This is a genomic window from Cyanobium sp. Maggiore-St4-Cus, assembly GCF_024345615.1.
Taxonomy (GTDB): domain Bacteria; phylum Cyanobacteriota; class Cyanobacteriia; order PCC-6307; family Cyanobiaceae; genus Cyanobium_A; species Cyanobium_A usitatum.
Genome location: NZ_JAGQBL010000007.1, coordinates 26809 through 53329 on the forward strand (window position 1 = coordinate 26809; position 26521 = coordinate 53329).

Below are 26521 nucleotides of genomic sequence, written 5' to 3' on the forward strand. Positions count from 1 at the left end.
CATTGATCCATCAGCAACAGGAGACATCCACCATGGGCGTGAATTCCATCACCCTTGTCGGCCGGGCCGGCCGCGACCCCGAAGTCCGCTATTTCGAATCAGGCAGTGTGGTCGCCAACCTCACCCTCGCCGTCAACCGCCGCAGCCGTGACGACGAGCCCGACTGGTTCAACCTCGAAATCTGGGGCAAACAAGCCCAGGTAGCCGCCGACTATGTCCGCAAAGGGGCCCTAGTGGGCATCATCGGCAGCTTCAAGCTTGACCGCTGGACCGACAGGGCCAGCGGTGAGGAGCGCACCAAGCCCGTAATCCGGGTAGACCGGCTGGAATTGCTCGGCTCCAAACGCGACGGCGAAGGGGGCGGCGGCATGGGAAGTGGCATGGGAGGAGGCTTCGGCGGCGGCTCTCCAAGCGAGGAGGAAGTGCCCTTCTGAGCCGGGTCTGGCTCAGTGGGAATCGCGACGCTTCTTCCAGATGCGCAGCCCCAGCCAGACGGCGCCGGCTGCGAGAGCCAGCACCAGCACCAGCTTCACAGCCTTGGCCACCGGCTCGATCCAGTTCTCCACATTTGTGTAGCCCTCACCCAGGGCCAGGCCCGCCAAGGTGAGTAGCAGGGTCCAGATAAGGCTGCCGGCGGTGGTCCAAAGCAGGAACGGCGCTATGGGCATCATCTCGATGCCCGCGGGCACCGATATCAAGGTGCGGATGCCAGGCACCAGCCTGCCCCAAAACACCAAAGCGGTGCCGTATTTGGCAAACCAATCGCGGCTGCGGTGCAGCTCCTTGGGGCTGATACCAATCCAGCGGCCGTGGCGCGCCAGCCATTGCTCCAGGCGCTGCTCGTTGATCAGCCGGCCGATGCCATACCAAGGCAAAGCCCCCAGCACGGTGCCTAGCAGCCCTGCCAATACCACTGGCAGCAGGGCCAATTGGCCCTGCTGCACATAAAAGCCCCCGAGGGGCATGATCAATTCGGAGGGGATCGGCGGGAAGAGGTTCTCAAGGAACATCGCCGCAAAAATCGCTCCATAACCAAGCCAGGGATTGGCCTCCACTGCCGCACCGATCAGCTGAGGCAGCTGTTGCACCAGTTCGCCAATCCCCATCGGGCTCGCCTCAGTAGCGGTAGTGATCGAGCTTGTAGGGCCCGGCTACCGGCACGTTGATGTAATCAGCCTGCTCTTGGGAGAGCTCGGTGAGCTTGGCGCCGATCTTGTCGAGGTGGAAGCGAGCCACCATCTCATCGAGGTGCTTAGGCAGCACATACACCTGCTTGGCGTACTGGTCTCCCTTGGTGAACAGCTCAATTTGAGCCAGCACCTGGTTGGTGAAGGAGGCGCTCATCACAAAACTGGGATGGCCTGTAGCGCAACCCAAATTCACCAAACGGCCCTCAGCCAGCAGGATGATTTTGTTGCCGCTGGGCAGCACAATGTGATCAACCTGAGGCTTGATGTTGTCCCAGGCGTACTGCTTGAGGGATGCCACATCGATCTCATTATCGAAGTGACCGATGTTGCAAACGATCGCCTGATCCTTCATCTGAATCAGGTGCTCGTGGCGGATCACCTTGAAGTTGCCCGTGGCAGTCACGAAGATGTCCACATCGCCCACCACGTCATCAAGACGCACGACGCGATAGCCCTCCATTGCGGCCTGCAGGGCGCAGATGGGGTCAACTTCGGCGATCATCACCGTGGCGCCAAGACCGCGCAGCGACTGGGCTGAGCCCTTACCCACATCGCCGTAGCCAAGCACCAGAGCAACCTTGCCGGCCACCATCACATCAGTGGCGCGCTTGATGCTGTCCACCAGGGATTCGCGGCAACCATAAAGGTTGTCAAACTTGCTCTTGGTGACCGAATCGTTGACGTTGATCGCCGGGAAGGGCAGCTCGCCACTCTTCTGCATTTGATAGAGGCGGGCCACACCGGTGGTGGTCTCCTCGGTAACACCCTGAATTTCGGCGTAGATGCGGGAGTAGAAGCCAGGCTGGGCGGCCAGCTTTTGGCGAATGCTGTTGAAGAGGGCGGTCTCCTCTTCGTTAGAGGGGTTATCTAGAACTGAAAGATCGCTTTCAGCCTTGGTACCCAGTACCACGAGTCCAGTGGCATCGCCACCGTCGTCGAGGATCATGTTAGGTGTGCCACCATCGCCCCACTCAAGGATGCGGTGGGTGAAGGCCCAATACTCATCAAGGGTTTCGCCCTTGTAGGCAAACACCGGCACGTTGGCTGCTGCAATCGCGGCGGCGGCGTGATCCTGAGTAGAGAAGATATTGCAGCTGGCCCAGCGCACTTCGGCGCCGAGAGCGACCAAAGTTTCAATCAGGACCGCAGTCTGAATCGTCATGTGCAGGGAACCTGCAATGCGGGCGCCCTTGAGGGGCTGCTCAGCGCCAAACCTGGAGCGCAGGGCCATCAGGCCAGGCATCTCAGTTTCGGCAATTGCAATCTCCTTGCGGCCAAAATCGGCCAGGCCGAGATCGGCAATCACGTAGGTATTAGTGCTTTGCAGCACGGGCGCGGAAGCCGTTGAGGCGGGTGAAGCCACCATGGGTTTTGTTTGGGGTACTGCTCGCTCCCGGCTGGGAGGGCGTGATTTGGAAATATCTGCGGAGACGCCGAGGCTTCGGGCTCGCTGAAAATGCAATCTACAAGGAGCACCTCAACTCTCGTGATCCAAGCCCCGTGATCCAAGCCCTGTGATGCAAGCCCTAAGAGATGCCGCCGCCACCCAGTCCTTCGGACGGCAACTGGCGCTGCGTCTACCCGCTGGCAGCATCCTGCTGTTAGCAGGTGACCTAGGGGCCGGCAAAACCTGCCTGGTGCAGGGCCTGGCCGCCGGCCTCGGCATTGAGGAACCAATCACCAGCCCCACCTTCGCCCTCGCCCAGCACTACCCGCTGCCGAAGGGCGGCGGGCTGGTGCACCTCGATCTCTACCGGCTGGAGCTGCCCGCCGCCGCCGACGAACTATTTGCCCAGGAGGAGGAGGAAGCTCGTGCCCTAGGCGCCTTGCTAGCAGTGGAGTGGCCCGAGCGACTCAGCAGCGCACCGGCCGGCTGCTGGCAGATCCAGCTCGGCTTGAGCGACCCCTTCAACCCAGAAGCTGGACGCCTGATTGAGGTGCGTTCGCCGAGCTGATCGACCGACCGGGGCAGCTTGCTGTTTTATTTGACTAGCTAAGTCTTAGCTTAGCTAGCTGCCGCGAATTAAGGGCCCGCCCCCAACAGCGCAGCAATAATCTGGGCGTTAGCCGCCGGGAAGGGATATTCGCCCAGCTGCTCAGGCCGCACCCAGCGCACCTGCTGGGAGGCCAGCGGCTGGGGCTCGCCGCTCAACCAGGTGCAGAGATGCACCACAAAGCACAACCTCTTATGGCTGTAGGCGTGCTCCACCACGATCAGCTCCTCGCCCACCTCCACCTCAATCGCCAACTCCTCCTCCAACTCACGGCGGATCGTTTCAACGATCGGCTCACCGGGCTCCTGCTTGCCGCCGGGGAATTCCCACAACCCCCCCAGCAAACCCTCATTGAGGCGCTGATCGATCAGCACCTCACCGGCGCCGTTGCGCACCACCCCCACGCCGATCACCTGGAACGGCAGCTCGCTGGGGGAATCCATCACGGCGTGGCAGCGGCATCGGCGGCAGCGTAGTCAGCGCCCGGTGAACGTTTGTAGCTTGGCCAAACGGGCCTGAATAAGTTGAAGCCATGAGCTACCTGCCTACAGACGCCTCCGACTTCGCCAGCAAAGCCATCGACGGCTTTGTAGCTGCCCATCCCCGCCACGTTCAGCGCACCGATGGCGGCGTGATCCGCTTAGCACCGATCCCCGCAGGCCAGGTGGGTGTCGTCGTGGGCGGCGGCTCAGGCCACTATCCAGCCTTTGCCGGCCTGGTGGGCCGGGGTCTGGCCGCCGGGGCCGTTTGCGGCAACATCTTTGCTTCGCCCTCGGCAGGTCAGGTGCTGCGGGTGGGATCGGCCGTGGAACGGGGAGCAGGCCTGCTGCTGAGCTTCGGCAACTACGCCGGAGACGTGTTGCACTTCACGCTCGGAGCCGAAAGGCTGCGCCGCCAGGGAATCGACGTGCGCATCGTGACGGTCACTGACGACATCGCCAGCGCCCCCATCGACCAACCGGAACTGCGGCGTGGCATTGCCGGTGGCTTGGTTGTGTACAAGGTGGCAGGTGCGGCCGCCGAAGCCGGACTGCCCCTCGACGAGGTGGAGCGGCTGGCCCGCAAAGCCAATGGGCGCACCCGCAGCCTGGGGGTGGCCTTCAGTGGCTGCACCCTGCCGGGAGCCAGCCAGCCTTTATTTGAAGTGCCCAGCGGCCGCATGGCCATTGGCATGGGGCTGCACGGCGAACCCGGCCTGTCGGAAGGGCCCCTCACCGATGCCGACAGCCTGGCGGCCCTACTCGTGGAACGGCTGCTGGCGGAACGGCCAGCGGATGTGCCCGAGGACCAGCAACGGCTGGTGGTGCTGCTGAACGGGCTGGGCAGCTTCAAATACGAGGAGCTGTTTGTGCTCTTCGGCGCAGTGAACCAGGAGCTCCTGGCCAGAGGGGTGGTGCTGGCCGACTGTGAGTGCGGCGAGCTGGTCACCAGCCTGGATATGGCCGGGGTGTCCCTCAGCCTCTGCTGGTTGGATGCAGAACTGGAAGGCTTCTGGAGCGCCCCCGCCGACAGTGCTGCCTACCGCCGGGGCGCCCTTACCCCACTCCCCCAGGCCCAAAACGCCCTACTGGCCCGCTTCGAGGCGGTGGAAAAGGCCTTGGAGCAGCGGGCTGAGGAACTCGGGGCTCTAGATGCCGTGGCCGGCGATGGTGACCATGGCCTCGGAATGCTGCGGGGCATTCGGGGCGCCCGGCAGAGCGCCATCAACGCCTGCACCCGGGGCTGCAGCACCGGGGAAGTGCTGATGGAAGCAGGAGAAGCCTGGTCTGACCACGGCGGTGGCACCTCCGGAGCCCTATGGGGTGGAGCCCTGCTGGCTGCCGGCAACTCGATAGCTCAAGCAAGTGAAGTTGGAGCTACGGAGATTGCAGTAGCTTTCGACACCGCCCTACAGGCCGTGGTCGGCCTCGGCAAGGCGGTTCCCGGCGACAAAACCATGGTGGATGCCCTCCAGCCCTACTGCCTACAGCTGCGCTCGGAGCTGCAGGCCGGAGTGGCCCTCGATCAAGCCCTGCAGAACGCTGCGGAAACCTGCCTAGTGGCGGCTAAAGCAACCGCAGAAATGCTGCCAAAATTGGGGCGAGCACGCCCCCATGGCAGCCGCAGCCTGGGACATCCAGACCCTGGTGCCATGTCGCTGGCCTACTGCTTGATCGCAGCAACCCAGGCTCAACCTGCTACGTAAGCCTCTACGGCATCGCTGATGCGGCGCAGGCCGGCCAGGCCGTCACGCTCCAGGTTGCGCACCCGATCACGGCTGATGCCGAGGATGCGGCCGATACCGGTGAGGCTCATCGGCTCGCCACCCTCAGGGTTGTCGGCGCAGGGGATGCCATAGCGCATCTTCAGCACCCGCCCCTGCAGCTCCGGCAGTTGCTCCAGCAGCGCTCGCAGGTCGCCCTTTAGGCACTCTCCATCCACCCGCTCCTCCGGCAGTTCCGCATCTCCTGCCAGCAGGTCCAGCAGTTCGGTGTCATCACCGTCGCCCACCTTCGTCTCCAAGCTCACCGGTTGGCGCGCACGGCACAGCAGATCCTTCACCTCTTCTTCTGGCAGTTCCACCGCTTCGGCAAGCTCCGTCACCGTCGGCGTGCGCCCCAGAAGCTGGCTCAGTTCACGCTGACCCTTCTTCAGTTTGTTCAGCGTTTCGGTGATGTGGATTGGCAGCCGGATCGTCCGGCTCTTCTCAGCGATTGCCCGCGTGATCCCCTGGCGAATCCACCAATACGCATAGGTTGAAAATTTGTAGCCACGGGTTGGGTCGAACTTCTCAACGCCGCGTACCAAACCGATCGTGCCCTCCTGGATCAGGTCCAGCAGCTCCATATTCCGCCGCGTGTACTTCTTAGCCACACTCACCACCAGCCGCAAATTCGCAGCCACCATCCGCTCCTTCGCTCGCCGGCCCGCCTGCAAGCGCTTCTTAAGCAATGGCGCGCTCAGACCAGCAGCCTGGGCCAACTCCGCCTGGCTTGGCTTGTTGCCCAGTCGCACCTCCAGCTCCTGCTCCAGCTCCTCTAAACCCACCAGCTCCTGCACCTGGCGGCCCAGCGTGATCTCCTGCTCATGAGATAGCAGCGGCACTCGACCGATGTCCCGCAGGTAGCTACGCACCAGGTCGCCACCTGATTGGGCCGAGGCAGCACCGGCACTGGGGCTGGAGCCAAGAGCGGGCAGGGCGGACATGGCGAGCCGGTTTACGAAACTCTTTGGTTTCGCAAACCTACCATTCTTTTTAAGGGCGAACATGGGTGGCATGGCCACTGAACGGCTGCAAAAACTGATAGCCAACGCCGGGCTCTGCTCCCGTCGACAGGCAGAACAGCTGCTGGACCAAGGCCTGGTGCAGGTAAATGGTGCCGTGGCCCAGCTGGGCGATCGGGCCGACCCCGAGCGCGATCGCATCACCGTGCGGGGAGAGCCCCTGGCGGCCCGGCCCCAGCCCCTACTGCTGCTGCTCAACAAACCGGTGGGAGTGGTTTGCAGCTGCCACGATCCCGAGGGGCGAACCACCGTGCTGGACCTGCTGCCAGCCGAACTGCGCCACGGCAGTGGACTCCACCCGGTGGGCCGGCTCGATGCCAACAGCCGCGGCGCCCTGCTACTGAGCAACCAGGGGGAGGTGACCCTGCGGCTCACCCATCCCCGCTACGGCCACCGCAAGACTTACCGGGTGTGGGTGAAGGGCCAACCGGAGGACCGGGTGCTGGAGCGCTGGGCTGCCGGAGTGCCCCTTGATGGCCAGGCCAGCCAACCGGTGGGGCTGGTGCTGATTCAAAGGCGCCCCCAGGCAACCGAAATCGAACTGCGGATGGGAGAGGGACGCAACCGTCAGATCCGGCGCACCGCCGAGGCCCTTGGCCACCCCGTGCTCGATCTGCAGCGGCTTGCAATCGGCCCCCTGCAGCTGGGCGCATTGCCCGAAGGTCGCTGGCGGCGCCTCGATCGCCAAGAATGGCAACTGCTTAATCCCACGCCCCCACCCTGAGCCCCTCCACCCCGCTGCCACCAAAGCGCCCGCGAGGCCGCCCCGGCCGCTGGTGGCGCTTTGGCCGCTGGTGGCGCCCTAGTCAATCAGCGGCCCCAAGTGGGCCTGCCGAGGCTCCGGCTGATCCGTTGCTGGCAGCAGGCCAGCGGCTGCGGCTGCGGCGCGAGGAACGGGGCCTGAGCCTGCGGGACCTCGCTCTGCAAACACGCATCAGCGCGGCAGTGCTGGAGGCCCTAGAGCGAGGCTGGCGCGACCGTCTACCGGAAGCCACCTACCTGCGCACCATGGTGCCGCTGATCGAGCGACACCTAGAGCTGCCATCCGGCAGCCTGGAAACGGCGCTGCCCAGCAGCGAGCAACACCGCCGTTTCCAGGGCCAAAGGCGAGAGCCCCTGCTGCGTCGTTTCACGCCGGGCTCAATCGATGTATTCACCACCTGGCAGGGCACCCTGCTCTACGGCCTACTAACCCTGGGACTGATCTACGCGCTGAACCTGCAGCAGCAGCAACTGGCAGCCCGGGGGCTGCTGGCGCTACGGCCGATTTCGCCCCTGCCTGCCGCTGACCAGGCCAAACCGCCGCGGCCTGATCAAGCCCTACTGCAGCTTTATCCCGAGCTGCGCCCCCTGGAGCTGGCCGCCAGGGGCCAGGGGGTTGGGCAACTGCGGCGGGCAAAGCCAAGCCAAATTCCAGAGGCCGGAGTGCTGGAGCTGCAATTAAGCCAGCCCAGCCAGCTCACGCTGGAGAGCGCCAGCGGAGTTCGCACCAACCTGCATAACAGCAGCGGCAGCATCAGCCTGCCCCTCAGTGGCAGCTTCCGACTCAGCCTCATCCCTCCACCCAGCGCCGGCGATCTAGTGAGCTGGAACGGCTCGCCCCTGCAGCCAGTCAAGGGCCAGCCCGGTCAGTTCAGCTCACCAGCAGACGCAGCCCGGCCGTAGCTCGCCGCCATAGCGCCATAGCCCTGCAGGGCCCCGTCCAGGCTGGGCACCGGCTGCTGCAGGCGCCAAGTCCAGTTGCCCGAGCTGGTGCCTGGGGTATTGAAGCGGGCCCGGTCATCGAGCTCCAGCAGATCCTGAAGGGGCACCACCGCTAGGTCGGCAGGACTGGCCAGTGCCAGCTCCAGCAGCTGCCAGGCCGGCGCCGTGATGGGGGCACCCACCGCCTCGGCCAGCCGCTGACGGGCGTCGTCACCGAGGCTCTGCCACCAGCCAACGCTGGTGGCGTTGTCGTGGGTGCCGGTGTACACCACCCAGCGGCGACCGCGGATGTTGGCTGGTAGGTAGGGATTGGTGGAGTCGCCATCAAAGGCGAACTGCAGGATCTTCATGCCTGGCAAACCGAAGCCATCACGCAGGGCCTCCACCGCTGGGGTGATCACACCAAGATCCTCAGCAATTAGGGGCAGGTGCCTGCCGCGGCGCAGCCAGAGCAAGGCCAGCAACGGCCAGCCTGGAAACCAGCGCCAGCTTCCGTTTTCGGCGGTGAGTGCATCACCGGGCACGCTCCAAAAAGACTCCAGAGCGCGAAAGTGATCGAGCCGCAGCTGGTCAAACAGTTCGAATTGGCGCTGCAGGCGGGCCAGCCACCAGCTAAAGCCGCTGAGCAGGTGTCTGGGCCAGCGATAAACAGGGGTGCCCCAGAGTTGGCCGGTGGCCGAGAAGTAGTCGGGCGGCACGCCGCTCTGGGCCGTGAGCGAGCCATCGGAGCGCAGGGAGAACAAGGAGCGGTGGGCCCAGACATCGGCGCTGTCGTGGGCCACATAAAACGGCAGGTCTCCCAGCAGCTGCACGCCGGCCTGGCTTGCCTGACGGCGCAGCTGCTGCCACTGGCGCTGCAGCTGCCACTGAAGCAGCTGCTCCTGCAGCAGCCAGTCGGCGCGCTCGGTAGCAATTCGCGCTAAGGCGCGGCGCTGACGCTGGGCCAGGGGCGCCGGCCACTGCCACCAGGGCTGGCCGCCTTGGAGCCGGCGGATCACCATGAATAGGGCGTGGTCTGGCAACCAGCGCCGTTGGCCGCGCCGCCAGCGGGCAAAAGCCCGTTGCTGCTCTGCCGGCTGGGCACCCCAGCGGCGGGCCAGGGCCTCCCCCAGAGCCGTACTGCGGGCCGCAACCACAGACAAATCCATCGGCCCGGCCGCCATCGCAGCTCCAGGTAGGGCCTCTAAGTCATGGGGCTCCAGGAAACCCTCCTGCCGCAACCGCTCACCATCCAGCAGCCAGGGGTTGAGGGCCGAGCCGCTAGGGGAGCTGTAGGGCGAACCGGTGCCGTCGGGGGGAGCAAGGGGCAGCAGTTGCCAAACGCCAATGCGATGGCGACCGAGGAGGTCAAGCCAATCGTGGGAAGCCTGGCCAAAGCTGCCGCAACCACCCTTACCGGGCAGGGAGGTGGGGTGCAGCAGCACCCCGGCGTGGCGGTGGGCCTGATTCACGAGGCCGGCAGCCGATATCGACTAATAATGGCCTTGGCAAACGCCGGAATGTGGGCTTCGAGCTTTTCTGGGTGGTTACGCCGCAACCAGAGGGCGTTGCGGGTGAAGTGGGAGTCGATCGAAAAGCGGCCATATTCCAGGCCCTTCGGCCCTAGCCGCTGCACCACCAAACCAATCAGGTTGGCCAGCCACATGGGCAGCTTCAGGGCCTTGTCGTAGGCCTCGATGCCCTGCTGCACCGCCGCAAAACGCTCACCACTGGAGGTAACAGGGGCCACGTCAAGCTCCTCCTCCACCAGATCCAGCAGCAGCTGGCCCCTGGGGTTGCGCACCGTGAGCCATTGGCGGCCGAAGCTCGCGCCCATGTAGCCCACCACCAGATCGGCGCCAGCGTTTGTGTAGTCGAAACAGCTCAAACAACTCGGAGCAAATACATCCTTGAGCTTGGGTGTGTCCAACCCAAAGAAGGGCACCGTTTCCTCGCGGCCGTCGCTGTGGCGGAAGTGGATGCGGAAGTCCTGCATGAACTCGTAGTGCACCACCGTCTCTGGCGAGCTGACGGTGCTGTCGAGGAAGGTCTGCAGGCCCGCTCGGCTGACGTTGTCTACGCAGGGCAAGCCCAGCACGTAGAGCTCATCGAGGGGCAGGGTGGGTTGCACCGCCCGCAGGGCCTGGATCTGGCAGCCCACGCCGATCGCCAGCAGTTTGCGGATGCCGCTGCCGGGCAGCTGCTCCAGCACCTCCAGGTTTGGGGACAGGGTGGGCTTATTCACCCGGGCGCTGAGCACCTCCTCCGGGGTGCGGGCGAGGCGGGGCACGGGCGTGAAGCGATCCTCCTCGCTTTGGCCAACGCAAAGCACCGCATCGACCAAGCCAGTTTCTAGGGCCCGCACACCGATGCGGCTGACGATCCCGGTCCACTGGGCCCCTTCGATCGGTTGCTGGAGCCGGGCGGTGAGCATGCGCTGCTGCACCCCGAAATAAAGCTCCTCCTCGTTGTCGAGGTCGCGGCTACGGCCATGGGCCGCAGCCTCCATAGCCTCAAAGCGCTGCTCCAGAAAGGCGCAGCTGTTTTTCACGTAAGCAACCCAGCGGCTGTCACACAGACCGCACTGGCTGCATAGATCTTTGGCTGGATAGACGCTGCCCTTGGCCAGGGGCCGGGCGCGCTCATGGGGAGCACTTGCAGCCATCAGCGGATTTCCCCATCGCATCTGCGCCGCCACAACCTATCGGGTGCAAGGCGTTGAGGCTTGGGCCAAAGTGGTTTGCCGACAAGCCCCTATGGCCCGACGTTCCGCCCCAAGCCAACCCCGCCGGGGAGCCACCCTGTTGCGGCTGGGTGCGGTAGCCGTAGGCATGGCCATGGGCGCGGGTCTGATCGGTGTGCTCTGGCCCATAGGCGACCGTGCCACAGAACCGGTGCAGCAGCTGACGCCAGCCGACCTGGCCAAGCCCCCTAGCCGCAGCATCACCCTGCTGGTGATCGGCCTCGACAGCGAGCGTCCCGGGGATCCGCTCAACAAGGCCGCTCCCCGTGGGGCAGCCAACGCCGATGCCCTGCTGCTGGTGCGGGTTAATCCCCAGGGGCCCCTGCAGGTGCTCAGCCTGCCGCCCAACCTGGCCGTGCAACTACCGGGCCAGAAACGCCCCCAGAGTCTCGGCAGCCTGTATCGCATCGGCGGCGTAGCCCTCACCGCTGATGCGGTGCGCAACCTGGTAGGCCTCGACTCGGGCCAGCCAGCGCGCTTTTTGGTGCTGGGCCGCTCCAACCTGCGCAGCCTGGTGGATGGCCTCGGCAGCATCGCGGCCAATCCCACCCTGGCTCTTCGCTACAACGACAAGAGCCAGCGCTTCAGCATCAACCTTCAGGGCGGGCTCCAACGGCTCAAGGGCAACCAGGTGGAGCAACTGGTGCGCTACCGCGATCCAGACAGGCCTGAGGAGAGTCGCCAGGACAACCAGACGCTGGTGGTGCGCAGCCTGCTGCGGGAGCTGGCCATGCCGGAACAGCTGGGCCAACTTGCCAATTTGCTCAAATCACTCAACAACCAGGGGGTTGTCACCAACTTGAGCCAGCCAGAAACCCTGAGCCTGCTGGCGGCTGGCCTAGACCAGGCCGAGAGCGTGCAATTCACCAGCCTGCCCCTTGCCCCGGCACCCGAACCGGCACCGGCACCCGAACCGGAACAGGAACCCAACAGCAGCCGGGGGACCAAACTGAGCCTGCGCGAGATCAGCAGCAGCGCCCCTGAGCCCCTCTGGCCGGCAGCGACTAACTCAACGGCTCAGCAATAGCTCCCATCGCAGGGCCAAAGCAGGGGCCAGGTCAAAAGGCTCCTCCAGGGTTCCCAACCAGGGCAGGCCATCGCCGCGGCGCAGGTCTGGCTGCCAGGGGCCACCGGCCTGCACCAGCCCGGCCAAGGGCACTTGCCACTGGGCCAGCAGGGCCGCCATCGCCGCCGGCAGGCCCGTCTGCAGCTGCTCGGCCGTCAGCAGCAGCAGCACAGGCTGGCGCCAGGCACCAAGGGCCTCGGCCCAGTGGCCGAATCCCTGCAACACCAGGCCGGGATCAAGCGGCAAGGGCACCAGGCCTGCTCCCTGCTCAGCCAGGGAGGCCAGCGATTGGGGCGGTTGCTCAATTGCGAGCGGGTTGCCCCAGGGCAGGCCTAGGGCAGAGGCCAGCGGTGGCCCCGCCTCTGCTTGCAGCGCCGCCACCGCAGCCGCTGCACCGGCTCCCACCAGCACCAACGGGCGTTGCCGACCAGACAGGGAAAGAGTCATGGATTTTTGTACTGGGTGGGGGGGCTCGCTTCTACCATCAGGTTTCAGCCGACGCGTTAGCGCCCGCCGTGACCAGTTTTCTGACCGCTGATCGCGTGGCACCCCAGGGCAGCGCGAGCCAGTCGAATCACGACACCCGGAGGCTGCGGCTGTTCAGTGGCACCGCCAACCAAGCACTAGCTAAAGAAATTGGCACCTATCTGGGCGTGCCAGATGGGCCGCGGGTGATCAAACGCTTCGCAGACGGCGAGCTTTATATCCAGATTCAGGAGTCGATCCGCGGCTGCGATGTTTTCCTGATCCAGCCCACCTGCGCCCCGGTGAACGATCACCTCATGGAGCTGCTGATCATGGTGGATGCCTGCAAGCGGGCCTCGGCCCGGCAGATCACCGCAGTAGTGCCGTATTACGGCTATGCCCGTGCCGACCGCAAGACCGCCGGACGGGAATCGATCACCGCCAAACTCGTTGCCAACCTGCTGGCTAAATCAGGGGTGGATCGGGTGCTTGCCATGGACCTGCACTCCGCCCAGATCCAGGGCTATTTCGACATCCCCTGCGACCACATCTATGGCTCGCCGGTGCTGGTCGACTATTTGCGCACCCGCGACCTTGGCGAAGTGGTGGTGGTGTCCCCGGATGTGGGCGGGGTAGCGCGGGCCCGGGCCTTCGCCAAGCAGATGAATGACGCTCCCCTGGCGATCATCGACAAGCGTCGCTCCGGTCACAACGTGGCCGAAAGCCTCACCGTGATTGGCGATGTGGTGGGCAAGACCGCAATCCTGATCGACGACATGATCGACACCGGCGGCACGATCTGTGCCGGTGCCCGGCTGCTGCGGCAGCGGGGGGCAACCCGGGTGCTGGCCTGCGCCAGCCATGCGGTGTTTTCCCCACCGGCAATCGAGCGGATGTCGGAGCCTGGGTTGTTCGAGGAGGTGCTTGTCACCAACAGCATTCCCCGCCGCGATGAAGACCGCTTCCCCCAGCTGCAAGTGCTCTCGGTGGCCAAGATGCTCGGCGAAGCAATCTGGCGCATCCACGAGGAGAGCTCGGTGAGCTCGATGTTCCGCTGAAAGCAGCTCCGCTGAAACCAGATCCGCTGAGGGCAGTTCCGGTGAAGTTGCGTCGTTTTGCCCGCTTAAAGGCTTTTTTGCCAGCTGCGGCGAGCATTTTGCTCACCCTGCCTTGGGCTGCCAACGCTCCACTGCTGGCCCAAACGCAGCCAGCTCCGCCTCGGCGCATCGGCGTGTGGCTCACCAATAGCCCCAGCCCCCTCTACTACGACCCCGCCCGCATCGATCGGGCGGTGCAGGAGCTGGCAGAAGCGGGCTTCAATACCCTCTATCCAAACGTGTGGAGCCGGGGCACCACCTTCCACCGCTCCCGCCACGCGCCGATGGAGCCGGCCCTGGAGAAGGCCAACCCCAACCTCGATCCGATCTGCCGCTTCACCAAGGCCGCCCATCGCCGCGGCCTGCAGGTGATCCCCTGGTTTGAGTACGGCCTGATGGAGCCGGCCGACGCTGCCGTGGTGCGCCAAAACCCCGACTGGGTGCTGCAGCGCCGGGATGGCAGCACTGAGATGGTCATGCACGGCAAGCCAATGGTGTGGCTCAACCCCGCCCACACCGGAGTGCGGCAGCGCTTTCTTGGCCTGATCGGCGAGATCGTGCAGCGCTGCAGCGTCGATGGCATCCAACTCGACGACCACTTCGCCTGGCCGGTGGAGCTGGGCTACGACCCCTACAGCCGCGAACTATTCCGAGCGGCCACGGGCCGGGAGCCGCCAGACGACCACACGGATCGGGCCTGGATGCGCTGGCGGCGTCAGCAGCTCACCGCCCTGCTGCGGGAGCTGCGGGGCCAGCTCAAGCCCTCTGGCACGGTGATCAGCCTCTCGCCGGGCCCCTTCCGCTTTGCTTACAACCACTGGCTGCAGGACTGGGAGCTTTGGTCCTTGGGCGAGCTGATCGACGACCTCGTCGTGCAGAACTACGCCCACTCGGTGAAGGGCTTCGAAAAGGACCTCAACCAACCGGCTCTGGTGAAGGCGCGCAGCTGGGGCATGCCTGTGGAGATCGGCATCCTGGCGGGCTTCGGTGGCCGTACCCCAACCATGGCGACCCTGGCCCAGAAAGCCCAGCTGTCGCTGCAGCGGGGCCATGGCGTGATCTATTTCTATTGGGAGGGCCTTTGGGGTTTGCACGCCGGGCCTGAGGGGGCTGCCTACCGCCAAGCTGCCTTTCGCCAGCTGCACCAGAGCTACCTGCGCTGATTAGTTTGCGCCCAGGCACTGACTAACCACCTCACCGGTGTTGGGGGAGAGAGATGCTGCCGCCAGCTGCTCGAGGGCTGCGTGCATCGCGGCTGAACGGACTGGTCCGTAGCTCTGCCAGCGGCTAAATACCTTGGCCAGGCGCGAGGCCGTGATCGGGTTGCGCTGGTCGAGATCGGCGATGCGAGCTGCCATGAAGCGGTAGCCGGAGCCATCGGCGGCATGGAACACCGCCGTATTACCGGCGAGCCCCCCGAGCACGGCCCGCACCGAATTGGGCGCCGCGGGATCAAAGCGGGGATGTTCCAGCAGGCGAGCCACCCGCTCCAGGCCATCGGCAAAGGGCGCAGATGCTTCTAAGGCAAACCAGGCATCAAGGATCACCGGCTTGTGCTGCCAGCGTTGGTAAAAAGCTTCCAGCGCCTGCTGGCGCTCAGCGATCGGATGGCACTGCAGGGCCCTGAGGCCAGCGCGGGCCAGGGTCATCGAGGGGCCTTGCACCGCCGCCGCTGCGGCCGCCGCAACCTGAGCATCACCGGCGGCCACCCGCCAGCTCCACACGGTGCCCGTAAGCAGGCGATCGCCGTTACCAGCGGGCCAGGCCAGGCTCCACTGGGGAGTGCATCGCTCCAGGGCAGCGGTCAGGGGCACGGCCAAGGCCGCACCAAAACGCTGCTGCAGGGCAAGCAGCGCCGCAAACAGGGCCGGCGGATCGGGCTCAGCGCCAACGGCGACGGCGGCATCTTCCAGCTCGGGCAAACCTGGCAGGGCCAGCAACACGCTGCGGCTGGCCTCGGATAGGGAGGGATCGGCCAGGATCCGGCCGAAGGCATCGATCAGCTCCTCTTCCAGCAGGCCATCGGCGCTGCCTGCGGCGCGGGCCAGCACGGCTTGGCGCAGCAGCACCTGGCCCGCATCCCAGCGGGCAAAAGGATCGCTATCGGCAGCCAGCAGGTGCACCAACTCGGCGGTGGGCCGGCCCATTTCCAGGATCACCGGCGCTGAAAAATGGCGCAGTAGAGAAAGGGCCGGGGGATGGTGCTGGCGAGGGAGTCCCACCAAGCGCAGGTTCTGCTGGGGCTGGTCGATCACCAGCAGGCGGGTGCCATCTCCAGCTAGTCGGGCTGGGTCTGTTTCTCCCTCGATCCGCACGGGGAGGGATTCGCCGCCCTGACCCAGCAGCCCCAGGGCGAGGGGAATCACCAGCGGCTGCTTGTCGCTCTGGCCGGGTGTCACTGGGGTGTGTTGTTGCACCTGCAGCTCGAGCACGCCCGTTTCGCCATCCCAGTGGCGCTGGATGTGCAGCCGCGGCGTGCCGGCCTGGTGATACCAGCGGCGAAATTGGGCGAAATCAAAGGGCGGCGGCACGGGGGCGGCATCCTGCATCGACTGCACGAAGTCTTCGCAGGTGGCGGCGGTGCCGTCGTGGCGGCTCACATAGAGCGCCATCCCCCGCATAAACGCCTCCTCACCCAGCAGGGTGTGCAACATACGAATAAGTTCCGATCCCTTTTCGTAGATCGTGGTGGTGTAGAAGTTGTCGATCGCCTGATAGGCATCAGGCTGCACGGGATGGGCAGTGGGGCCAGCGTCTTCACGAAACTGGCTATTACGCAACATCGAAACATTTTCGATGCGATTCAATGCCGCACCATGCATATCTTCCGTGAAGCTCTGGTCGCGAAACACTGTTAGGCCTTCTTTAAGCGAAAGCTGGAACCAGTCGCGGCAGGTGATGCGATTACCTGTCCAGTTGTGGAAATACTCGTGAGCAATCACGCTCTCGATCCGCTCAAGCTCGCCATCGGTAGCGGTTTCGGCGTCAGCCAGCACCAGCTTGGAATTAAAGATATTGAGGCTTTTATTCTCCATCGCGCCCATATTGAAGTGACGCACCGCCACGATGTTGAACTCATCGAGGTCGTATTCGAGGCCGTAGCGCTGCTCGTCCCAGGCCATCGAGCGTTTCAGGGACGCCATGGCGTGGGCGGTGTAAGGCGCATCGCCGGGTTCCACGTGGATGCGCAGGGCCACGGCGCGGCCGCTGGCGGTGGTGAAGCTGTCTTTCACCTCCTCAAGCTGGCCAGCCACCAGGGCAAACAGATAGGAGGGTTTGGGGAAAGGGTCGTCCCAAACAGCGAAGTGGCGCCCGGCGTCGAGGTCGCCGGTTTCGATGCAGTTGCCATTGGAGAGCAGCACCGGACAGCTGGCCCGATCGGCTTCGATCCGCACCTGAAAGCGACTGAGCAGATCGGGGCGGTCGGGGTGAAAGGTGATGCGCCGAAATCCCTCTGCTTCGCACTGGGTCGTGAACAGCCCGCCACTGGCGTAGAGCCCTTCAAGGGTGCTGTTGGTTTCCGGGTGGATGCGCACCCGGCTCTGCAGCTGAAAAACCCCAGCGGGAGGCTGGGTGATCACCAGCTGGTCGGCGCTGAGCTCAAAGGCCTCAGCCGGCAGGAGCTCGCCATCGAGACGCAATTCCAGCAGCTCCAAGTCGACGCCCTGGAGCACCAACGGTCCCGGCTGGGCCAGCGGATTGGGCACGAAGGCCAGCTGGGCCATCACCTCGGTGTGGCCGGAGTGGAGCTGCACCGTCAGATCGGTGCGCTCAAGCAGATACGGCGCCGGACGGTAATCGGCGAGGCGCACGAGCGGCATGGGAATTACTTAGTGGTATTGGGCTTAGGTGTGGCGGGCTGAGGGGTGACGGGCTTGGGGGTGGCTGGCTTCGCTGCTGGCTTGGCATCGGGCGACTGCTTGATGGCGTCCTGCACCTTGGCCATCACATCTGCTGGCACCTCCTTGGGGCAGATCTCAGCGGCACCGAGGACAGCCGAGTTGATCGATCCCTTGCGCAGGTCGTCGATGCTGAGCGGCTTAGCTCCCACCTGGCTGATCACGCCATCGTGCTGGCCCTGAATCAGCTGGGCGATGGTTTCGCCAGCAATGCCCACCGCTTTATCGAAGGGCACCCCTGCCCCCCGGGCAATGCAAACGTTTACGGCTGCAATCCGGGTGTAGAGGTTCATTTCCGCCTCAGTGGCTGGAGCTGCCAGGGCTGCTGCCGGGACCAGCAGCAGGGGAAGCACCAGCAGGGGAGCCAGAAAACTACGGGGCATCAGGAACACCGGAAAAGAAAAATTGCTGACTGCATGCTGCTGCATCAAGGCAGGGCGTCGTGCGGGATGGGCGCCCCCGCTTCTTCAACTCTGATCTCGTGGTGGGTTTCAGCCACATCCAGAGCGCCGTTCTTCCAGGAGTAGATCGAACGGGAGCGGTAGCGGTCTTGGTCGACCAGGCGAGTGTGCTCAAGGATGTGCCACTCCTGGTAGTGGGATTCAAAAATCAGCTCGTGCTCATCAACCTGGCGGATCTGACTTGTGGCGGGATCGCCGCTCAAGTAGCCGGAGCTGCGGCTGAGCTGGTGACCGCAGAGATTGGCCTCCATGGTGCCAGTGGGCACGTAGCGGGGCTTTTTCTCGAAGAAGCCAAACTCCTGCTCGGGCCACCAAGTGAAGCGATAGGCCGCATCACCCTCCAGCGGCTCACTGAATATCTCCACCCGCAGCATCATGTCGAGCCGCAGCGCCTCCCCATCCTCAAATAAATACAGCCGGCGCGAGCGCCACAGGCCCAGGTTGCGGGCAAACCAGCGCCTTGTATTGCTGTCGAGCTGAATCCTGGGGCGCGGCGCCACTGGACTGGAATTTGAAGGCATGCTCATGACATCCCGGCCCTAGGGCGCACGGCATTGGTTTATTTAGTCATAGCGAAATCGAGCTGCTCTGGCCAATTCCCCATAGGGTTGGCCACGTGAGCGCCGATCACCCCACCACGGCCGCCCAGGTCGCCAACGACGGAGCGACCGAACGCCCCGAACTGAAGCTGCTGCTTGTCGCCACCAGCTACCACCTGGCCAGCCAGGACCTACGCAACCTGATCCAGTTCCTCAAAAGCGAGGAGTGCGCTTTCAAGGTGAGCCTGGAGATCGCCGATCCGGGCCACCAACCCCAGCTGCTGGAGCTGCACCGGCTGGTGGCCACCCCGGCCCTGGTGAAGCTCGACCCCCTGCCCAAGCAGGTGATCGCCGGCAATGCCATCACCCAGAAGCTGCGCAGCTGGCTGCCGCGCTGGCAGCAGATGGAGGTGGTTACTAGCCTGGGCATGAGCCTGCGGCCCGCTGAAATTGATGGCAGCCGCACCAAGCGCGAGCTGCAGCTGGAAGACCAGCTGCTGGTGCTGCGCCAGGAAAACGAAACCCTGACCGAGCGCCTTGGGGTGCAGGAACGCCTGCTGCGGATGGTGGCCCATGAGCTGCGCACGCCGCTGACGGCTGCCAAGCTCGCTCTCCAGAGCCACACCCTCGGCCAGATCGACGAGACCCGCTTCCGCGACGTACTCACCCGCCGCCTCGACGACATCCAGGAACTCTCCAAGGACCTGCTGGAGGTGGGTACAACCCGGTGGGAGGCCCTCTTTAATCCCCAGCGCCTGGCGCTGGGCAAGGTGGCCGCCGAGGCGATCCTGGAGCTGGAAAAACTCTGGATCGGCCGCGACCTAGAGCTGATCACCGACATCCCCGCCGACCTGCCAGATGTGTTCGCCGACCAGCGCCGCATGCGCCAGGTATTGCTGAACCTGCTGGAAAACGCCCTCAAGTTCACCCCGGACCGGGGCCGGGTGCACCTGACCCTGCTGCACCGCACCGACCAGTGGGTGCAGGTGAGCTTTTGCGACACCGGGCCGGGTATCCCCAAAGCGGAGCAGGAACGGATTTTTCTGGATCGGGTGCGCCTGCCCCAAACCTCCGGCACCACCTCTGGCTACGGCGTGGGCCTATCGGTGTGCCGCCGCATCGCCGAGGTGCACGGGGGGCGCATCTGGGTTGTGTCGGAACCCGGCGAGGGTGCTTGCTTCCACGTCAGCGTGCCGGTCTGGAGCGGCCAGGTCCAACCCGCGCTGACGCCAAGGGGCCCTGATCGTCGCGTCGCCCCCACTGAGAACAGGCCCTGAAGCGCTGCTCTCCTTGACGAAGGGTCCCCCTGCCCCGTAGCTTCCAATACATCAACGCCCTACAGCGTTGTGGCCTCGCCCCCATCGTCTAGAGGCCTAGGACACCTCCCTTTCACGGAGGCGACAGGGGTTCGAATCCCCTTGGGGGTATACACAAATCCAGCTCCTTTAATGCCCAATGGGCAAAAGAGAAGGGTTATTTAGTTCAACTCTTGTTTAATCAGGAATACAACTCCTGTTTAATCAGGATTGGGCGGCGCGGCGTTCCGCCTCTCGCTGCACTCCGCGCAGGTTGTTGGCCAGGTCTTCGCGCAGACGTTGCTCGATCAAGCCAATCGGCATGCCGGGCCGGCCCTGCACCGTGAGCTCGTAGAGCAGGTGGGTGGTTTCACCAGTGCGGCCGATCTGCCAACAGCCTTCAAAGCGGCGGAAATCACCGCGACACATGCAAAAACGCAGCTCGCCCGCCTCGAGATCCTCCTCAATCTCGAGCTCCACCTTGGCGCTGAAACGCAGCCCACAGAACTGCTGGGTGCCCACCTGCTCCAAACCCACCCGATTGCCGCGGCGCCAAAGCTGGCGGGAGGAGGCCAGGTTGGGAATAAAGCTATTGAGATTGGCGTAATCGGTGAGCACGGACCAGATCCAGCTGGGATCAAGCGGTAGGCGCAACTGCACCGCAAGGCGCCTGGTGCCCTGGGGCAGACGCTCCATCTCCTGCTGGATGGTGTCGAGGCTGCAGATGGCTGTTGGGGCGGAATTGGTCAAATCCGCAGGCCCATTCGACAACAAATCCGGCTCAGCCAGTTGGCCGGGCAGACCTGATCGGGCAAGAAGCTGCGCCAAGGACGCACGGCGTAAGTGTGCTGGGGCACAAACCTAGCGGTGTCTGCCGGGAATTCGCTGCGGCCGTGTTCCCTATGATCAGCCCGTTTTTGAGGGGACTGAGTCTGCATGCGTGTTTCCACCGGTCGCGCCAACCAGTCCGACAACCGGATGTTCACCGTCGTGGTGGAAGCCTTCGGGGTGAGACGCCAGCGTCAGGCTGAGCGCCGCTTCACCGTGCCATTCGGCCAACTCCAGGGCCTGATGCAATTAATCGCTCAGACAGGCGGTCGCATCAGCGCCGTTCTCGCAGACGATGGCGCCAGCCCAGCACCCGCCCCCAAAGCAAACGCCGCTCCTTCGAAACCCGCTGCCGTGTCCCACGCCGACGTTCCCGTCAACCTTTACAAGCCGAAGGATCCGTTCGTCGGCACAGTGACCGACAACTACAGCCTGCTGGCGGAAGGGGCTATCGGCCGGGTGAATCACATCACCTTCGACCTCTCCGGTGGTGACCCCCAGCTGCACTACGTCGAAGGCCAGAGCATCGGCATCATTCCCGACGGCACCGATGCCAACGGCAAGCCCAACAAGCTGCGCCTCTACTCAATCGCCAGCACCCGCCACGGCGACAACCTGGAGGGCAACACGGTGTCGCTGTGCGTGCGCCAGCTGCAATACGAGAAGGACGGCGAGACGATCAACGGCGTCTGCTCCACCTTCCTCTGCGACATCGAACCCGGCGCCAAGGTGAAGATCACCGGCCCGGTGGGCAAGGAGATGCTGCTTCCTGAAGACGAGGAAGCCAACGTGATCATGCTTGCCACCGGCACGGGTATCGCGCCGATGCGCACCTACCTGCGCCGCATGTTTGAGCCCTCCGAGCGGGAGAAGAACGGCTGGCATTTCCGCGGTAAGGCCTGGCTGTTGATGGGCGTGCCCACCACCCCCAACCTCCTTTACGAAGACGACTTCAACCGCTACGCCAGCGAGTTTCCCGAAAACTTCCGCTACACCAAGGCGATCAGCCGCGAGCAGCAAAACGCCAACGGCGGTCGCATGTACATCCAAGACCGCGTCAGCGAGAACGCCGAGGAGATCTTCTCCTGGATCGAGAATCCCAAGACCCACGTCTACATGTGCGGTCTGCGGGGCATGGAGCCCGGCATCGACGAGGCGATGACCGCCGCAGCCACTGCCAAGGGTTTGAACTGGGCCGAGTTGCGTCCCCAGCTCAAAAAGGCCGACCGCTGGCACGTCGAAACCTATTGATTTCGAGCCAAATCCGCTTCCCCTGCCCGCCCCCAAGGCGGGCTTTTTTTTGGCGAATCCCACACAGAAACCATCACAAAGTGGGGCAAGCGGTGGGCGACGGCGCCAGGCCCGTTAAACCATGGGCACCAGACAGGCATTCATGGGCGCTGTGCTCACCAATCCACTGCGGGTAGGACTCCGCCAGGAGCGGGTTATCCCGCCCCAATGCCTGGTTATTTTTGGGGCCAGTGGCGACCTCACCCATCGCAAGCTGGTGCCGGCGCTGTTTGAGTTGTTTCGCCAGCGGCGCCTGCCCAGTGAATTTGCGGTGCTGGGCTGCGCCCGCCGCCCCTGGAGCGATGAGGAATTCCGCGGCAAAATGGCGGAGGCCATGGCCTCAGAGGTGGCTGAGCACCGGGTGGCCTGGGAGCAATTTGCCGCCGGGCTGTTTTACGAGCCGGTGGATCTGGAGGATCCCCCTTCGGTGGTGCGGCTGGGCCAGCGGCTAGAGGGCATCGACCGGCTGCGGGCCACCCGAGGCAACCGCACCTTCTACCTGTCTGTGTCGCCCAACTTTTACGGCAGTGGCTGCCGCTCCCTGGCCGCCGCCGGGCTGCTGAGCGACCCGAGCCGCAGCCGGGTGGTGATCGAGAAGCCCTTCGGCCGCGACTACGGCAGCGCCCAGGAACTCAACCGGGTGGTGCAGACCTGCGCCCAGGAAAACCAGATCTTCCGGATCGACCACTACCTGGGCAAGGAGACGGTTCAGAACATCCTGGTGATGCGCTTCGCCAACACGATCTTCGAGCCGATCTGGAACCGCAACTACATCTCCAGCGTGCAGATCACGGCGGCCGAAACCGTGGGCGTGGAGGAGCGGGCCGGCTACTACGAAAGCTCGGGCGCCCTGCGCGACATGGTGCAGAACCACCTCACCCAGATGCTGGCCCTCACGACGATGGAGGCACCGGGACGCTTCGACCCCGAGTCGATGCGCAACGAAAAGGCCAAGGTGCTGCAAGCGGCGCGCCTAGCCAATGAAGACGAGCCCTGGAAGTGTTGCGTGCGGGGCCAGTACGGGCCAGGGGGATCCAGCACCCGACCAATCGCCGGCTACCGCCATGAGCCGGGGGTGAACCCGGAAAGCACCACGGAGACTTACGTGGCGATGAAGCTGTTCATCAACAACTGGCGCTGGCAGGGCGTGCCCTTCTACCTGCGTACCGGCAAGCGCCTGCCCAAGCGGCTCTCCGAGGTGGTGCTCACCTTCCGCGAGGCGCCCGTGCACCTGTTTGATGCCGCTGGCGGCGCCCCCACCCCCAACCAGCTGATCCTGCGCATCCAGCCAGATGAAGGCGCTGAATTCAAATTTGAGGTGAAGGCCCCCGGCTCCGGCATGCGCAGCCGGCCGGTGGATATGGCCTTCTCGTACGACAACAGCTTCGGTGAACCAAGCGACGAGGGCTACGTGCGCCTGCTGGCCGACGCCATGCTGGGCGACCCCACCCTGTACACCCGCAGTGACGAGGTGGAGGCCGCCTGGCGTCTCTACACGCCGCTGCTGGAACTGATCGAGGACGCCCCCTCCCAGCTGCCCGTGTACCCCTACGAGGCCCGCACCTGGGGTCCTGCCGCCGCCGACAACCTGCTGGCCGAAGACGGCCTGGCCTGGCGTCGCCCCTGATTTCTCTTGACCTGACCCCATCCCGAGTCTGACCCCATGTCGACCCAGCTCACCCTCCAGGCCCCCCTCGCCCTACCCCCCGACCAGGTGCCCGGCTACCTGGAGCGCCTCTGGGATCGAGAATTGGGCAGCTCCCCCGGCGCCGCCACCTTCACCCTGGTGGTGTGGGAGGGCTCCTGGCTGGAGCAGCAGCTGGTGCGCTGCGGCCGGCTTGATGGACCAATCACGGGCCTACTCAATGAAACGGTGTTGGAGGCGGCCCGCGCTGCGGCGGTGAGCTGCGGCTTGCCCCTGAGCACGGCACCGATGGATCCCAAGCTGGCCTGGGCGCTCGGCCAGCTTGGCGGCAATCACCACGCCGAAGACCAGCGCGGCCAGTTTGTGGAAGGGGCGATCAGCGCCCACATGCCCCGGCGACTGATCACCCTGGCCCCCACCCTCGACGGCGGCCAGCCCTTAGAAACCCTGGTGGCCGCCTACTGCCCCCTGCCGGAGGAGGGCGCTGGCGGCTCCGCTTGCGGCGACGTGGTGGTGCTCAGGGGCGGCACCGGTGCCCTGCGCCAGAACCTCGATCTGGTCCAACCCCTGATCGCCCCAGACCTGCCCTGCTGGGTGTGGTGGAACAGCAGCCTCGATGAGGCCCCTGAGGTGATGGCGGCTCTAGCCACCGGCGCCCGGCGCCTGGTGGTGGATTCGTCGCTGGGGGATCCGCGCCGCTGCCTCGACCTGCTGGTGGCCCGGATCGATGCGGGCCAGCCGATCAACGACCTCAACTGGCTGCGGCTGCGCAGCTGGCGCGAATCCCTGGCGATGGTGTTTGATCCGCCCTCGCGGCGTGATGCCCTCAACCACGTGGTGCAGCTCGACCTCGACGTGGAGGGCTCCAACCCGGTGAAGGGTTTGCTGTTGGCGGCCTGGCTGGCCGACCGGCTGGGCTGGCACCTGATCTCCACCTATGCGGTGGATGGCGATGGGGTGGGCGATGGCATCGGCGCCGAATTCGAGCGCACCGACGGCCAAACCGTGCGCTTCCGCCAGATGCCAGTGCCAGTGGGCGTACCCAAAACCCACCCTGGCGCCATGGTGGGGCTGCGGCTGATCTGCCAAAGCAGCCAGGGCTCACCGCTATGCGTGATCCTCTGCTCCGAATCGGGCGGCTGCATGCGGCTCGAATCGGGCGGCATGGCGAGCATGGAACTGGCCGAGGAGGTGGTGCCCCTGCCCAATGAGAGCGAGGAGATGGAGATGGCCCGCCTGCTCTCCGGTGGCCACGACTCCACCAACCCCCTCCTGGCAGCCGCCGCCCCCCTCGCAGCCAAGCTGCTGCCCTAAGACCGCTGCCCTGAGAGCCTCCCCTAAATGGCCTGTCTGATCGCCGCGCCCAGCAGCGGTAGCGGCAAGACCCTGCTGTCCCTGTGCCTGGCGGCCTGGGCCCGGGCGCAGGGCCTGGGTTTGCAGCCCTTCAAGGTGGGGCCCGACTACCTCGATCCCCAGCTGCTCAGCCGGGTGAGCGGCCACACCTGCCGCAACCTCGATCCCCTGCTGTGCGGGCCCGAGTGGCTGGAGCGCTGCTTTAGCTGGCACGGCAGCCGGGCCGACCTGGCGCTGGTGGAGGGGGTGATGGGCCTGTTCGATGGCCGCGGCCCCAGCAGTGAGGGCAGCTCGGCAGCGGTGGCGGCCCAGCTCGGCCTGCCGGTGGTGTTTGTGGTGGAGGCGTCGCGGCAGGCGGGCTCCCTGGCGGCGCTGGTGCGGGGCTTCCGCGACCATGGCCCACCAGCGGTGCAGCTGGCCGGGGTGGTGCTCAACCGGGTGGGCAGCGAGCGCCACCACGCCCTGCTGGCGGAAGCCCTGGCCAGCATCGAGGTGCCGCTGCTGGGGGTGCTGCCGCACCACCCCAGCCTGGAGCTGCCCTCCCGTCACTTGGGCCTGCTGCCGCCGGGGGAGCTGCACGACCTCGAGCAGCGCCAGGAGCAGTGGGCCGAGCTGGCCGCCCGCCACTTGGACCTGAAGCAGCTGGTGCCCCTGCTGGCCCCACCAGCAGCCGAGCCAGGCGCCGAAAATCCGATCAGCTGGTGCCTGCGCCAGAGCTCCCAGCTGCGACATAGCTCCCAGCCCCTGCCGGTGGCGATCGCCAGCGATGCGGCCTTCCATTTCCGCTATCCGGAGGCCGGCGAGCTGCTCGAGGCGGTGGGCCTGGAGCCGCGGGCCTGGAGCCCCTTGGCCGATGAGCCCCTACCCGAGGGCTGCCGAGCGGTGCTGCTGCCGGGGGGCTACCCGGAGCTGCACACGGCCCAGCTGGCGACGAGCCGGCGCAGCCTGGGCGACCTGGCCCGGGCTGCGGCGGCGGGGCTGCCGCTGGTGGCCGAATGCGGCGGCCTGCTGCTGCTGGGCGAGCAGCTGGCGGATGGCGAGGGGCAGCTGCAGCCGATGGCTGGCGTGCTGCCTTTCAAGGCCCGCAAAGGCGCCCTGAGCCTGGGCTATCGCACGGCTACCGCCACGGCCAATGGCTTGCTGGTGCGGCCGGGCGAGAGCTTTTGCGGCCATGAATTTCACCGCTGGCAACTGGAGCCTCTGCAGAACTGCGACAAAGCTGTGGCGGCCGGCGACGGGCTGTGGCAGCTTGACGGCTGGGGGACCGTAACCCGGAGCGAAGGATGGACAGCGCCGAACGTGCACGCCAGCTGGCTGCACCTCCACTGGGCTGGATGCCCGGTGATTCCCTCACGCCTGGCAGCCGCAGCCGCGCGCGCCGCGCCGCTGCCGACGAGCGCCGCTTCGTGCAGCCCCACGAACCCCGGCCCCAGATCCAGCAGGAACGCTGGCGTTTGATCGTGCGCGGCCAAGTGCATGGGGTGGGCTACCGGGCCGCCTGCAAGCTGCGGGCCCAGGATCTTGGCCTGAGCGGCTGGGTGCGCAACTGCTCCGATGGTTCGGTGGAAATAGAAGCTGAGGGCTGCCCGCAGGAGCTCACCGAGCTGCGGCTGTGGTGCGAGAAAGGCCCGGCTGAAGCGGTGGTGAACAGCGTGGCTAGCAGCCAGGTAGCCGCCGCCGGCACCGACTGGTTTGAGGTGCGCCGCTGA

At 65.3% G+C, this 26521-nt stretch carries 24 protein-coding genes, 1 tRNA gene and 1 pseudogene; 15 read left to right on the plus strand and 11 right to left on the minus strand.

Annotation, left to right across the window (positions count from 1 at the left end; translation table 11 throughout):
* The first annotated feature begins 32 nt into the window (after window positions 1-32).
* Window positions 33-434 carry a single-stranded DNA-binding protein gene (locus tag KBY99_RS08110; RefSeq protein ID WP_254998449.1) on the plus strand — a complete coding sequence of 134 codons (402 nt, stop codon included), beginning with the start codon at window positions 33-35 and terminating at the stop codon, window positions 432-434.
* A gap of 12 nt (window positions 435-446) precedes the next feature.
* Here the strand turns inward: KBY99_RS08110 and KBY99_RS08115 are convergent, their stop codons facing one another.
* Window positions 447-1106, minus strand: a complete 660-nt coding sequence (locus tag KBY99_RS08115; protein ID WP_254998451.1) for a DedA family protein — start codon at window positions 1104-1106, stop codon at window positions 447-449.
* 10 nt (window positions 1107-1116) lie between these two features.
* The gene (ahcY, locus tag KBY99_RS08120) at window positions 1117-2556 is read right to left on the minus strand and encodes an adenosylhomocysteinase (RefSeq protein ID WP_254998452.1); all 1440 of its coding nucleotides are present in this window, start codon (window positions 2554-2556) and stop codon (window positions 1117-1119) included.
* Between the two features lie 151 nt (window positions 2557-2707).
* On the opposite strand from ahcY, the gene tsaE reads away from it, so the two are divergent.
* The gene (gene tsaE / locus KBY99_RS08125) at window positions 2708-3145 is read left to right on the plus strand and encodes a tRNA (adenosine(37)-N6)-threonylcarbamoyltransferase complex ATPase subunit type 1 TsaE (RefSeq protein WP_254998453.1); all 438 of its coding nucleotides are present in this window, start codon (window positions 2708-2710) and stop codon (window positions 3143-3145) included.
* A 68-nt stretch (window positions 3146-3213) separates the two neighbouring features.
* On the opposite strand, the pseudogene mutT reads toward tsaE, so the two are convergent.
* Window positions 3214-3618: pseudogene (gene mutT / locus KBY99_RS08130) on the minus strand (8-oxo-dGTP diphosphatase MutT); the annotation flags it as partial.
* Window positions 3619-3716: 98 nt separating this feature from the next.
* Here mutT and KBY99_RS08135 point away from each other — a divergent pair.
* A complete protein-coding gene (locus tag KBY99_RS08135) occupies window positions 3717-5369 on the plus strand; it encodes a dihydroxyacetone kinase family protein (protein WP_254998454.1) in 1653 nt (550 codons plus the stop codon).
* On the opposite strand, the gene KBY99_RS08140 is transcribed toward KBY99_RS08135, so the two are convergent.
* Window positions 5354-6370, minus strand: coding sequence for an RpoD/SigA family RNA polymerase sigma factor (locus KBY99_RS08140; RefSeq protein WP_254998456.1), 1017 nt, complete (start codon window positions 6368-6370; stop codon window positions 5354-5356). The two genes, KBY99_RS08135 and KBY99_RS08140, sit on opposite strands and share 16 nt — an antisense overlap.
* A 70-nt stretch (window positions 6371-6440) precedes the next feature.
* Between KBY99_RS08140 and KBY99_RS08145 the strand changes: the two genes are divergently transcribed.
* Together KBY99_RS08145 and KBY99_RS08150 are read left to right on the plus strand one after the other, a co-directional pair.
* Window positions 6441-7172 carry a pseudouridine synthase gene (locus tag KBY99_RS08145; RefSeq protein WP_254998458.1) on the plus strand — a complete coding sequence of 244 codons (732 nt, stop codon included), beginning with the start codon at window positions 6441-6443 and terminating at the stop codon, window positions 7170-7172.
* A 128-nt stretch (window positions 7173-7300) separates the two neighbouring features.
* Window positions 7301-8113: a helix-turn-helix domain-containing protein gene (locus KBY99_RS08150; RefSeq protein WP_254998459.1), complete on the plus strand. Its 813-nt coding sequence runs from the start codon at window positions 7301-7303 to the stop codon at window positions 8111-8113.
* Here the strand turns inward: KBY99_RS08150 and malQ are convergent.
* Together malQ and KBY99_RS08160 are read right to left on the minus strand one after the other, a co-directional pair.
* Window positions 8077-9603 (minus strand): 4-alpha-glucanotransferase, encoded by a 1527-nt coding sequence (malQ, locus tag KBY99_RS08155; RefSeq protein WP_254998460.1) that lies wholly within the window; start codon window positions 9601-9603, stop codon window positions 8077-8079. The two genes, KBY99_RS08150 and malQ, sit on opposite strands and share 37 nt — an antisense overlap.
* Window positions 9600-10796 (minus strand): Coenzyme F420 hydrogenase/dehydrogenase, beta subunit C-terminal domain, encoded by a 1197-nt coding sequence (locus tag KBY99_RS08160; RefSeq protein WP_254998461.1) that lies wholly within the window; start codon window positions 10794-10796, stop codon window positions 9600-9602. The genes malQ and KBY99_RS08160 overlap by 4 nt, the downstream gene beginning before the upstream one ends.
* A 91-nt stretch (window positions 10797-10887) precedes the next feature.
* Between KBY99_RS08160 and KBY99_RS08165 the strand changes: the two genes are divergently transcribed.
* Window positions 10888-11901, plus strand: coding sequence for an LCP family protein (locus KBY99_RS08165; protein WP_254998462.1), 1014 nt, complete (start codon window positions 10888-10890; stop codon window positions 11899-11901).
* On the opposite strand, the gene KBY99_RS08170 is transcribed toward KBY99_RS08165, so the two are convergent.
* The gene (locus tag KBY99_RS08170; protein WP_254998463.1) at window positions 11884-12387 is read right to left on the minus strand and encodes a hypothetical protein; all 504 of its coding nucleotides are present in this window, start codon (window positions 12385-12387) and stop codon (window positions 11884-11886) included. The genes KBY99_RS08165 and KBY99_RS08170 overlap by 18 nt on opposite strands.
* Window positions 12388-12455: 68 nt before the next feature.
* Between KBY99_RS08170 and KBY99_RS08175 the strand changes: the two genes are divergently transcribed.
* Entirely contained in the window at window positions 12456-13463 is a 1008-nt protein-coding gene (locus KBY99_RS08175; protein ID WP_254998464.1) for a ribose-phosphate pyrophosphokinase, read from the plus strand.
* Between the two features lie 47 nt (window positions 13464-13510).
* Window positions 13511-14665: a glycoside hydrolase family 10 protein gene (locus KBY99_RS08180; RefSeq protein WP_409996552.1), complete on the plus strand. Its 1155-nt coding sequence runs from the start codon at window positions 13511-13513 to the stop codon at window positions 14663-14665.
* Here KBY99_RS08180 and pepN read toward each other — a convergent pair whose 3' ends face one another.
* From pepN to KBY99_RS08195, 3 genes are read right to left on the minus strand one after another with little or no spacing between them, the layout of a single operon-like run.
* Entirely contained in the window at window positions 14666-17323 is a 2658-nt protein-coding gene (pepN, locus tag KBY99_RS08185) for an aminopeptidase N (protein WP_254998465.1), read from the minus strand. It lies immediately after the preceding gene.
* Window positions 17324-17328: 5 nt separating this feature from the next.
* Window positions 17329-17784, minus strand: a complete 456-nt coding sequence (locus KBY99_RS08190) for a cAMP phosphodiesterase (protein WP_254998467.1) — start codon at window positions 17782-17784, stop codon at window positions 17329-17331.
* Between the two features lie 44 nt (window positions 17785-17828).
* Window positions 17829-18389: a hypothetical protein gene (locus KBY99_RS08195; RefSeq protein ID WP_254998468.1), complete on the minus strand. Its 561-nt coding sequence runs from the start codon at window positions 18387-18389 to the stop codon at window positions 17829-17831.
* Window positions 18390-18478: 89 nt separating this feature from the next.
* Here KBY99_RS08195 and KBY99_RS08200 point away from each other — a divergent pair, with 89 nt between their 5' ends.
* Window positions 18479-19678 (plus strand): histidine kinase, encoded by a 1200-nt coding sequence (locus KBY99_RS08200; RefSeq protein WP_254998470.1) that lies wholly within the window; start codon window positions 18479-18481, stop codon window positions 19676-19678.
* A 77-nt stretch (window positions 19679-19755) separates the two neighbouring features.
* Window positions 19756-19828, plus strand: a tRNA-Glu gene (locus KBY99_RS08205).
* Between the two features lie 93 nt (window positions 19829-19921).
* Here KBY99_RS08205 and KBY99_RS08210 read toward each other — a convergent pair.
* Complete coding sequence (locus KBY99_RS08210; RefSeq protein WP_106633068.1) at window positions 19922-20392, minus strand: SRPBCC family protein; 471 nt, start codon at window positions 20390-20392, stop codon at window positions 19922-19924.
* A 240-nt stretch (window positions 20393-20632) separates the two neighbouring features.
* Between KBY99_RS08210 and KBY99_RS08215 the strand changes: the two genes are divergently transcribed.
* The 5 genes from KBY99_RS08215 (at window position 20633) to KBY99_RS08235 (ending at window position 26521) form a co-directional block, all read left to right on the plus strand.
* Entirely contained in the window at window positions 20633-21775 is a 1143-nt protein-coding gene (locus KBY99_RS08215; RefSeq protein ID WP_254961381.1) for an FAD-binding oxidoreductase, read from the plus strand.
* 142 nt (window positions 21776-21917) lie between these two features.
* Window positions 21918-23441 (plus strand): glucose-6-phosphate dehydrogenase, encoded by a 1524-nt coding sequence (zwf, locus tag KBY99_RS08220; protein ID WP_254998471.1) that lies wholly within the window; start codon window positions 21918-21920, stop codon window positions 23439-23441.
* 36 nt (window positions 23442-23477) lie between these two features.
* Window positions 23478-24773, plus strand: a complete 1296-nt coding sequence (locus tag KBY99_RS08225) for a glucose-6-phosphate dehydrogenase assembly protein OpcA (RefSeq protein ID WP_254998472.1) — start codon at window positions 23478-23480, stop codon at window positions 24771-24773.
* Between the two features lie 27 nt (window positions 24774-24800).
* A complete protein-coding gene (locus KBY99_RS08230) occupies window positions 24801-26270 on the plus strand; it encodes a cobyrinate a,c-diamide synthase (protein WP_254998474.1) in 1470 nt (489 codons plus the stop codon).
* A complete protein-coding gene (locus tag KBY99_RS08235) occupies window positions 26219-26521 on the plus strand; it encodes an acylphosphatase (protein WP_254961377.1) in 303 nt (100 codons plus the stop codon). The genes KBY99_RS08230 and KBY99_RS08235 overlap by 52 nt, the downstream gene beginning before the upstream one ends.

What these genes read in the sequence shown, in the direction of transcription:
- KBY99_RS08110 (WP_254998449.1), top strand. Translation starts at nt 33, where the DNA reads ATGGGCGTGAATTCCATCACCCTTGTCGGCCGGGCCGGCCGCGACCCC.
- KBY99_RS08115 (WP_254998451.1), bottom strand. Translation starts at nt 1,106, where the DNA reads ATGGGGATTGGCGAACTGGTGCAACAGCTGCCTCAGCTGATCGGTGCG.
- ahcY (WP_254998452.1), bottom strand. Translation starts at nt 2,556, where the DNA reads ATGGTGGCTTCACCCGCCTCAACGGCTTCCGCGCCCGTGCTGCAAAGC.
- tsaE (WP_254998453.1), top strand. Translation starts at nt 2,708, where the DNA reads ATGCAAGCCCTAAGAGATGCCGCCGCCACCCAGTCCTTCGGACGGCAA.
- KBY99_RS08135 (WP_254998454.1), top strand. Translation starts at nt 3,717, where the DNA reads ATGAGCTACCTGCCTACAGACGCCTCCGACTTCGCCAGCAAAGCCATC.
- KBY99_RS08140 (WP_254998456.1), bottom strand. Translation starts at nt 6,370, where the DNA reads ATGTCCGCCCTGCCCGCTCTTGGCTCCAGCCCCAGTGCCGGTGCTGCC.
- KBY99_RS08145 (WP_254998458.1), top strand. Translation starts at nt 6,441, where the DNA reads ATGGCCACTGAACGGCTGCAAAAACTGATAGCCAACGCCGGGCTCTGC.
- KBY99_RS08160 (WP_254998461.1), bottom strand. Translation starts at nt 10,796, where the DNA reads ATGGCTGCAAGTGCTCCCCATGAGCGCGCCCGGCCCCTGGCCAAGGGC.
- KBY99_RS08165 (WP_254998462.1), top strand. Translation starts at nt 10,888, where the DNA reads ATGGCCCGACGTTCCGCCCCAAGCCAACCCCGCCGGGGAGCCACCCTG.
- KBY99_RS08170 (WP_254998463.1), bottom strand. Translation starts at nt 12,387, where the DNA reads ATGACTCTTTCCCTGTCTGGTCGGCAACGCCCGTTGGTGCTGGTGGGA.
- pepN (WP_254998465.1), bottom strand. Translation starts at nt 17,323, where the DNA reads ATGCCGCTCGTGCGCCTCGCCGATTACCGTCCGGCGCCGTATCTGCTT.
- KBY99_RS08190 (WP_254998467.1), bottom strand. Translation starts at nt 17,784, where the DNA reads ATGCCCCGTAGTTTTCTGGCTCCCCTGCTGGTGCTTCCCCTGCTGCTG.
- KBY99_RS08195 (WP_254998468.1), bottom strand. Translation starts at nt 18,389, where the DNA reads ATGAGCATGCCTTCAAATTCCAGTCCAGTGGCGCCGCGCCCCAGGATT.
- KBY99_RS08210 (WP_106633068.1), bottom strand. Translation starts at nt 20,392, where the DNA reads ATGGAGCGTCTGCCCCAGGGCACCAGGCGCCTTGCGGTGCAGTTGCGC.
- KBY99_RS08215 (WP_254961381.1), top strand. Translation starts at nt 20,633, where the DNA reads ATGCGTGTTTCCACCGGTCGCGCCAACCAGTCCGACAACCGGATGTTC.
- zwf (WP_254998471.1), top strand. Translation starts at nt 21,918, where the DNA reads ATGGGCGCTGTGCTCACCAATCCACTGCGGGTAGGACTCCGCCAGGAG.
- KBY99_RS08225 (WP_254998472.1), top strand. Translation starts at nt 23,478, where the DNA reads ATGTCGACCCAGCTCACCCTCCAGGCCCCCCTCGCCCTACCCCCCGAC.
- KBY99_RS08230 (WP_254998474.1), top strand. Translation starts at nt 24,801, where the DNA reads ATGGCCTGTCTGATCGCCGCGCCCAGCAGCGGTAGCGGCAAGACCCTG.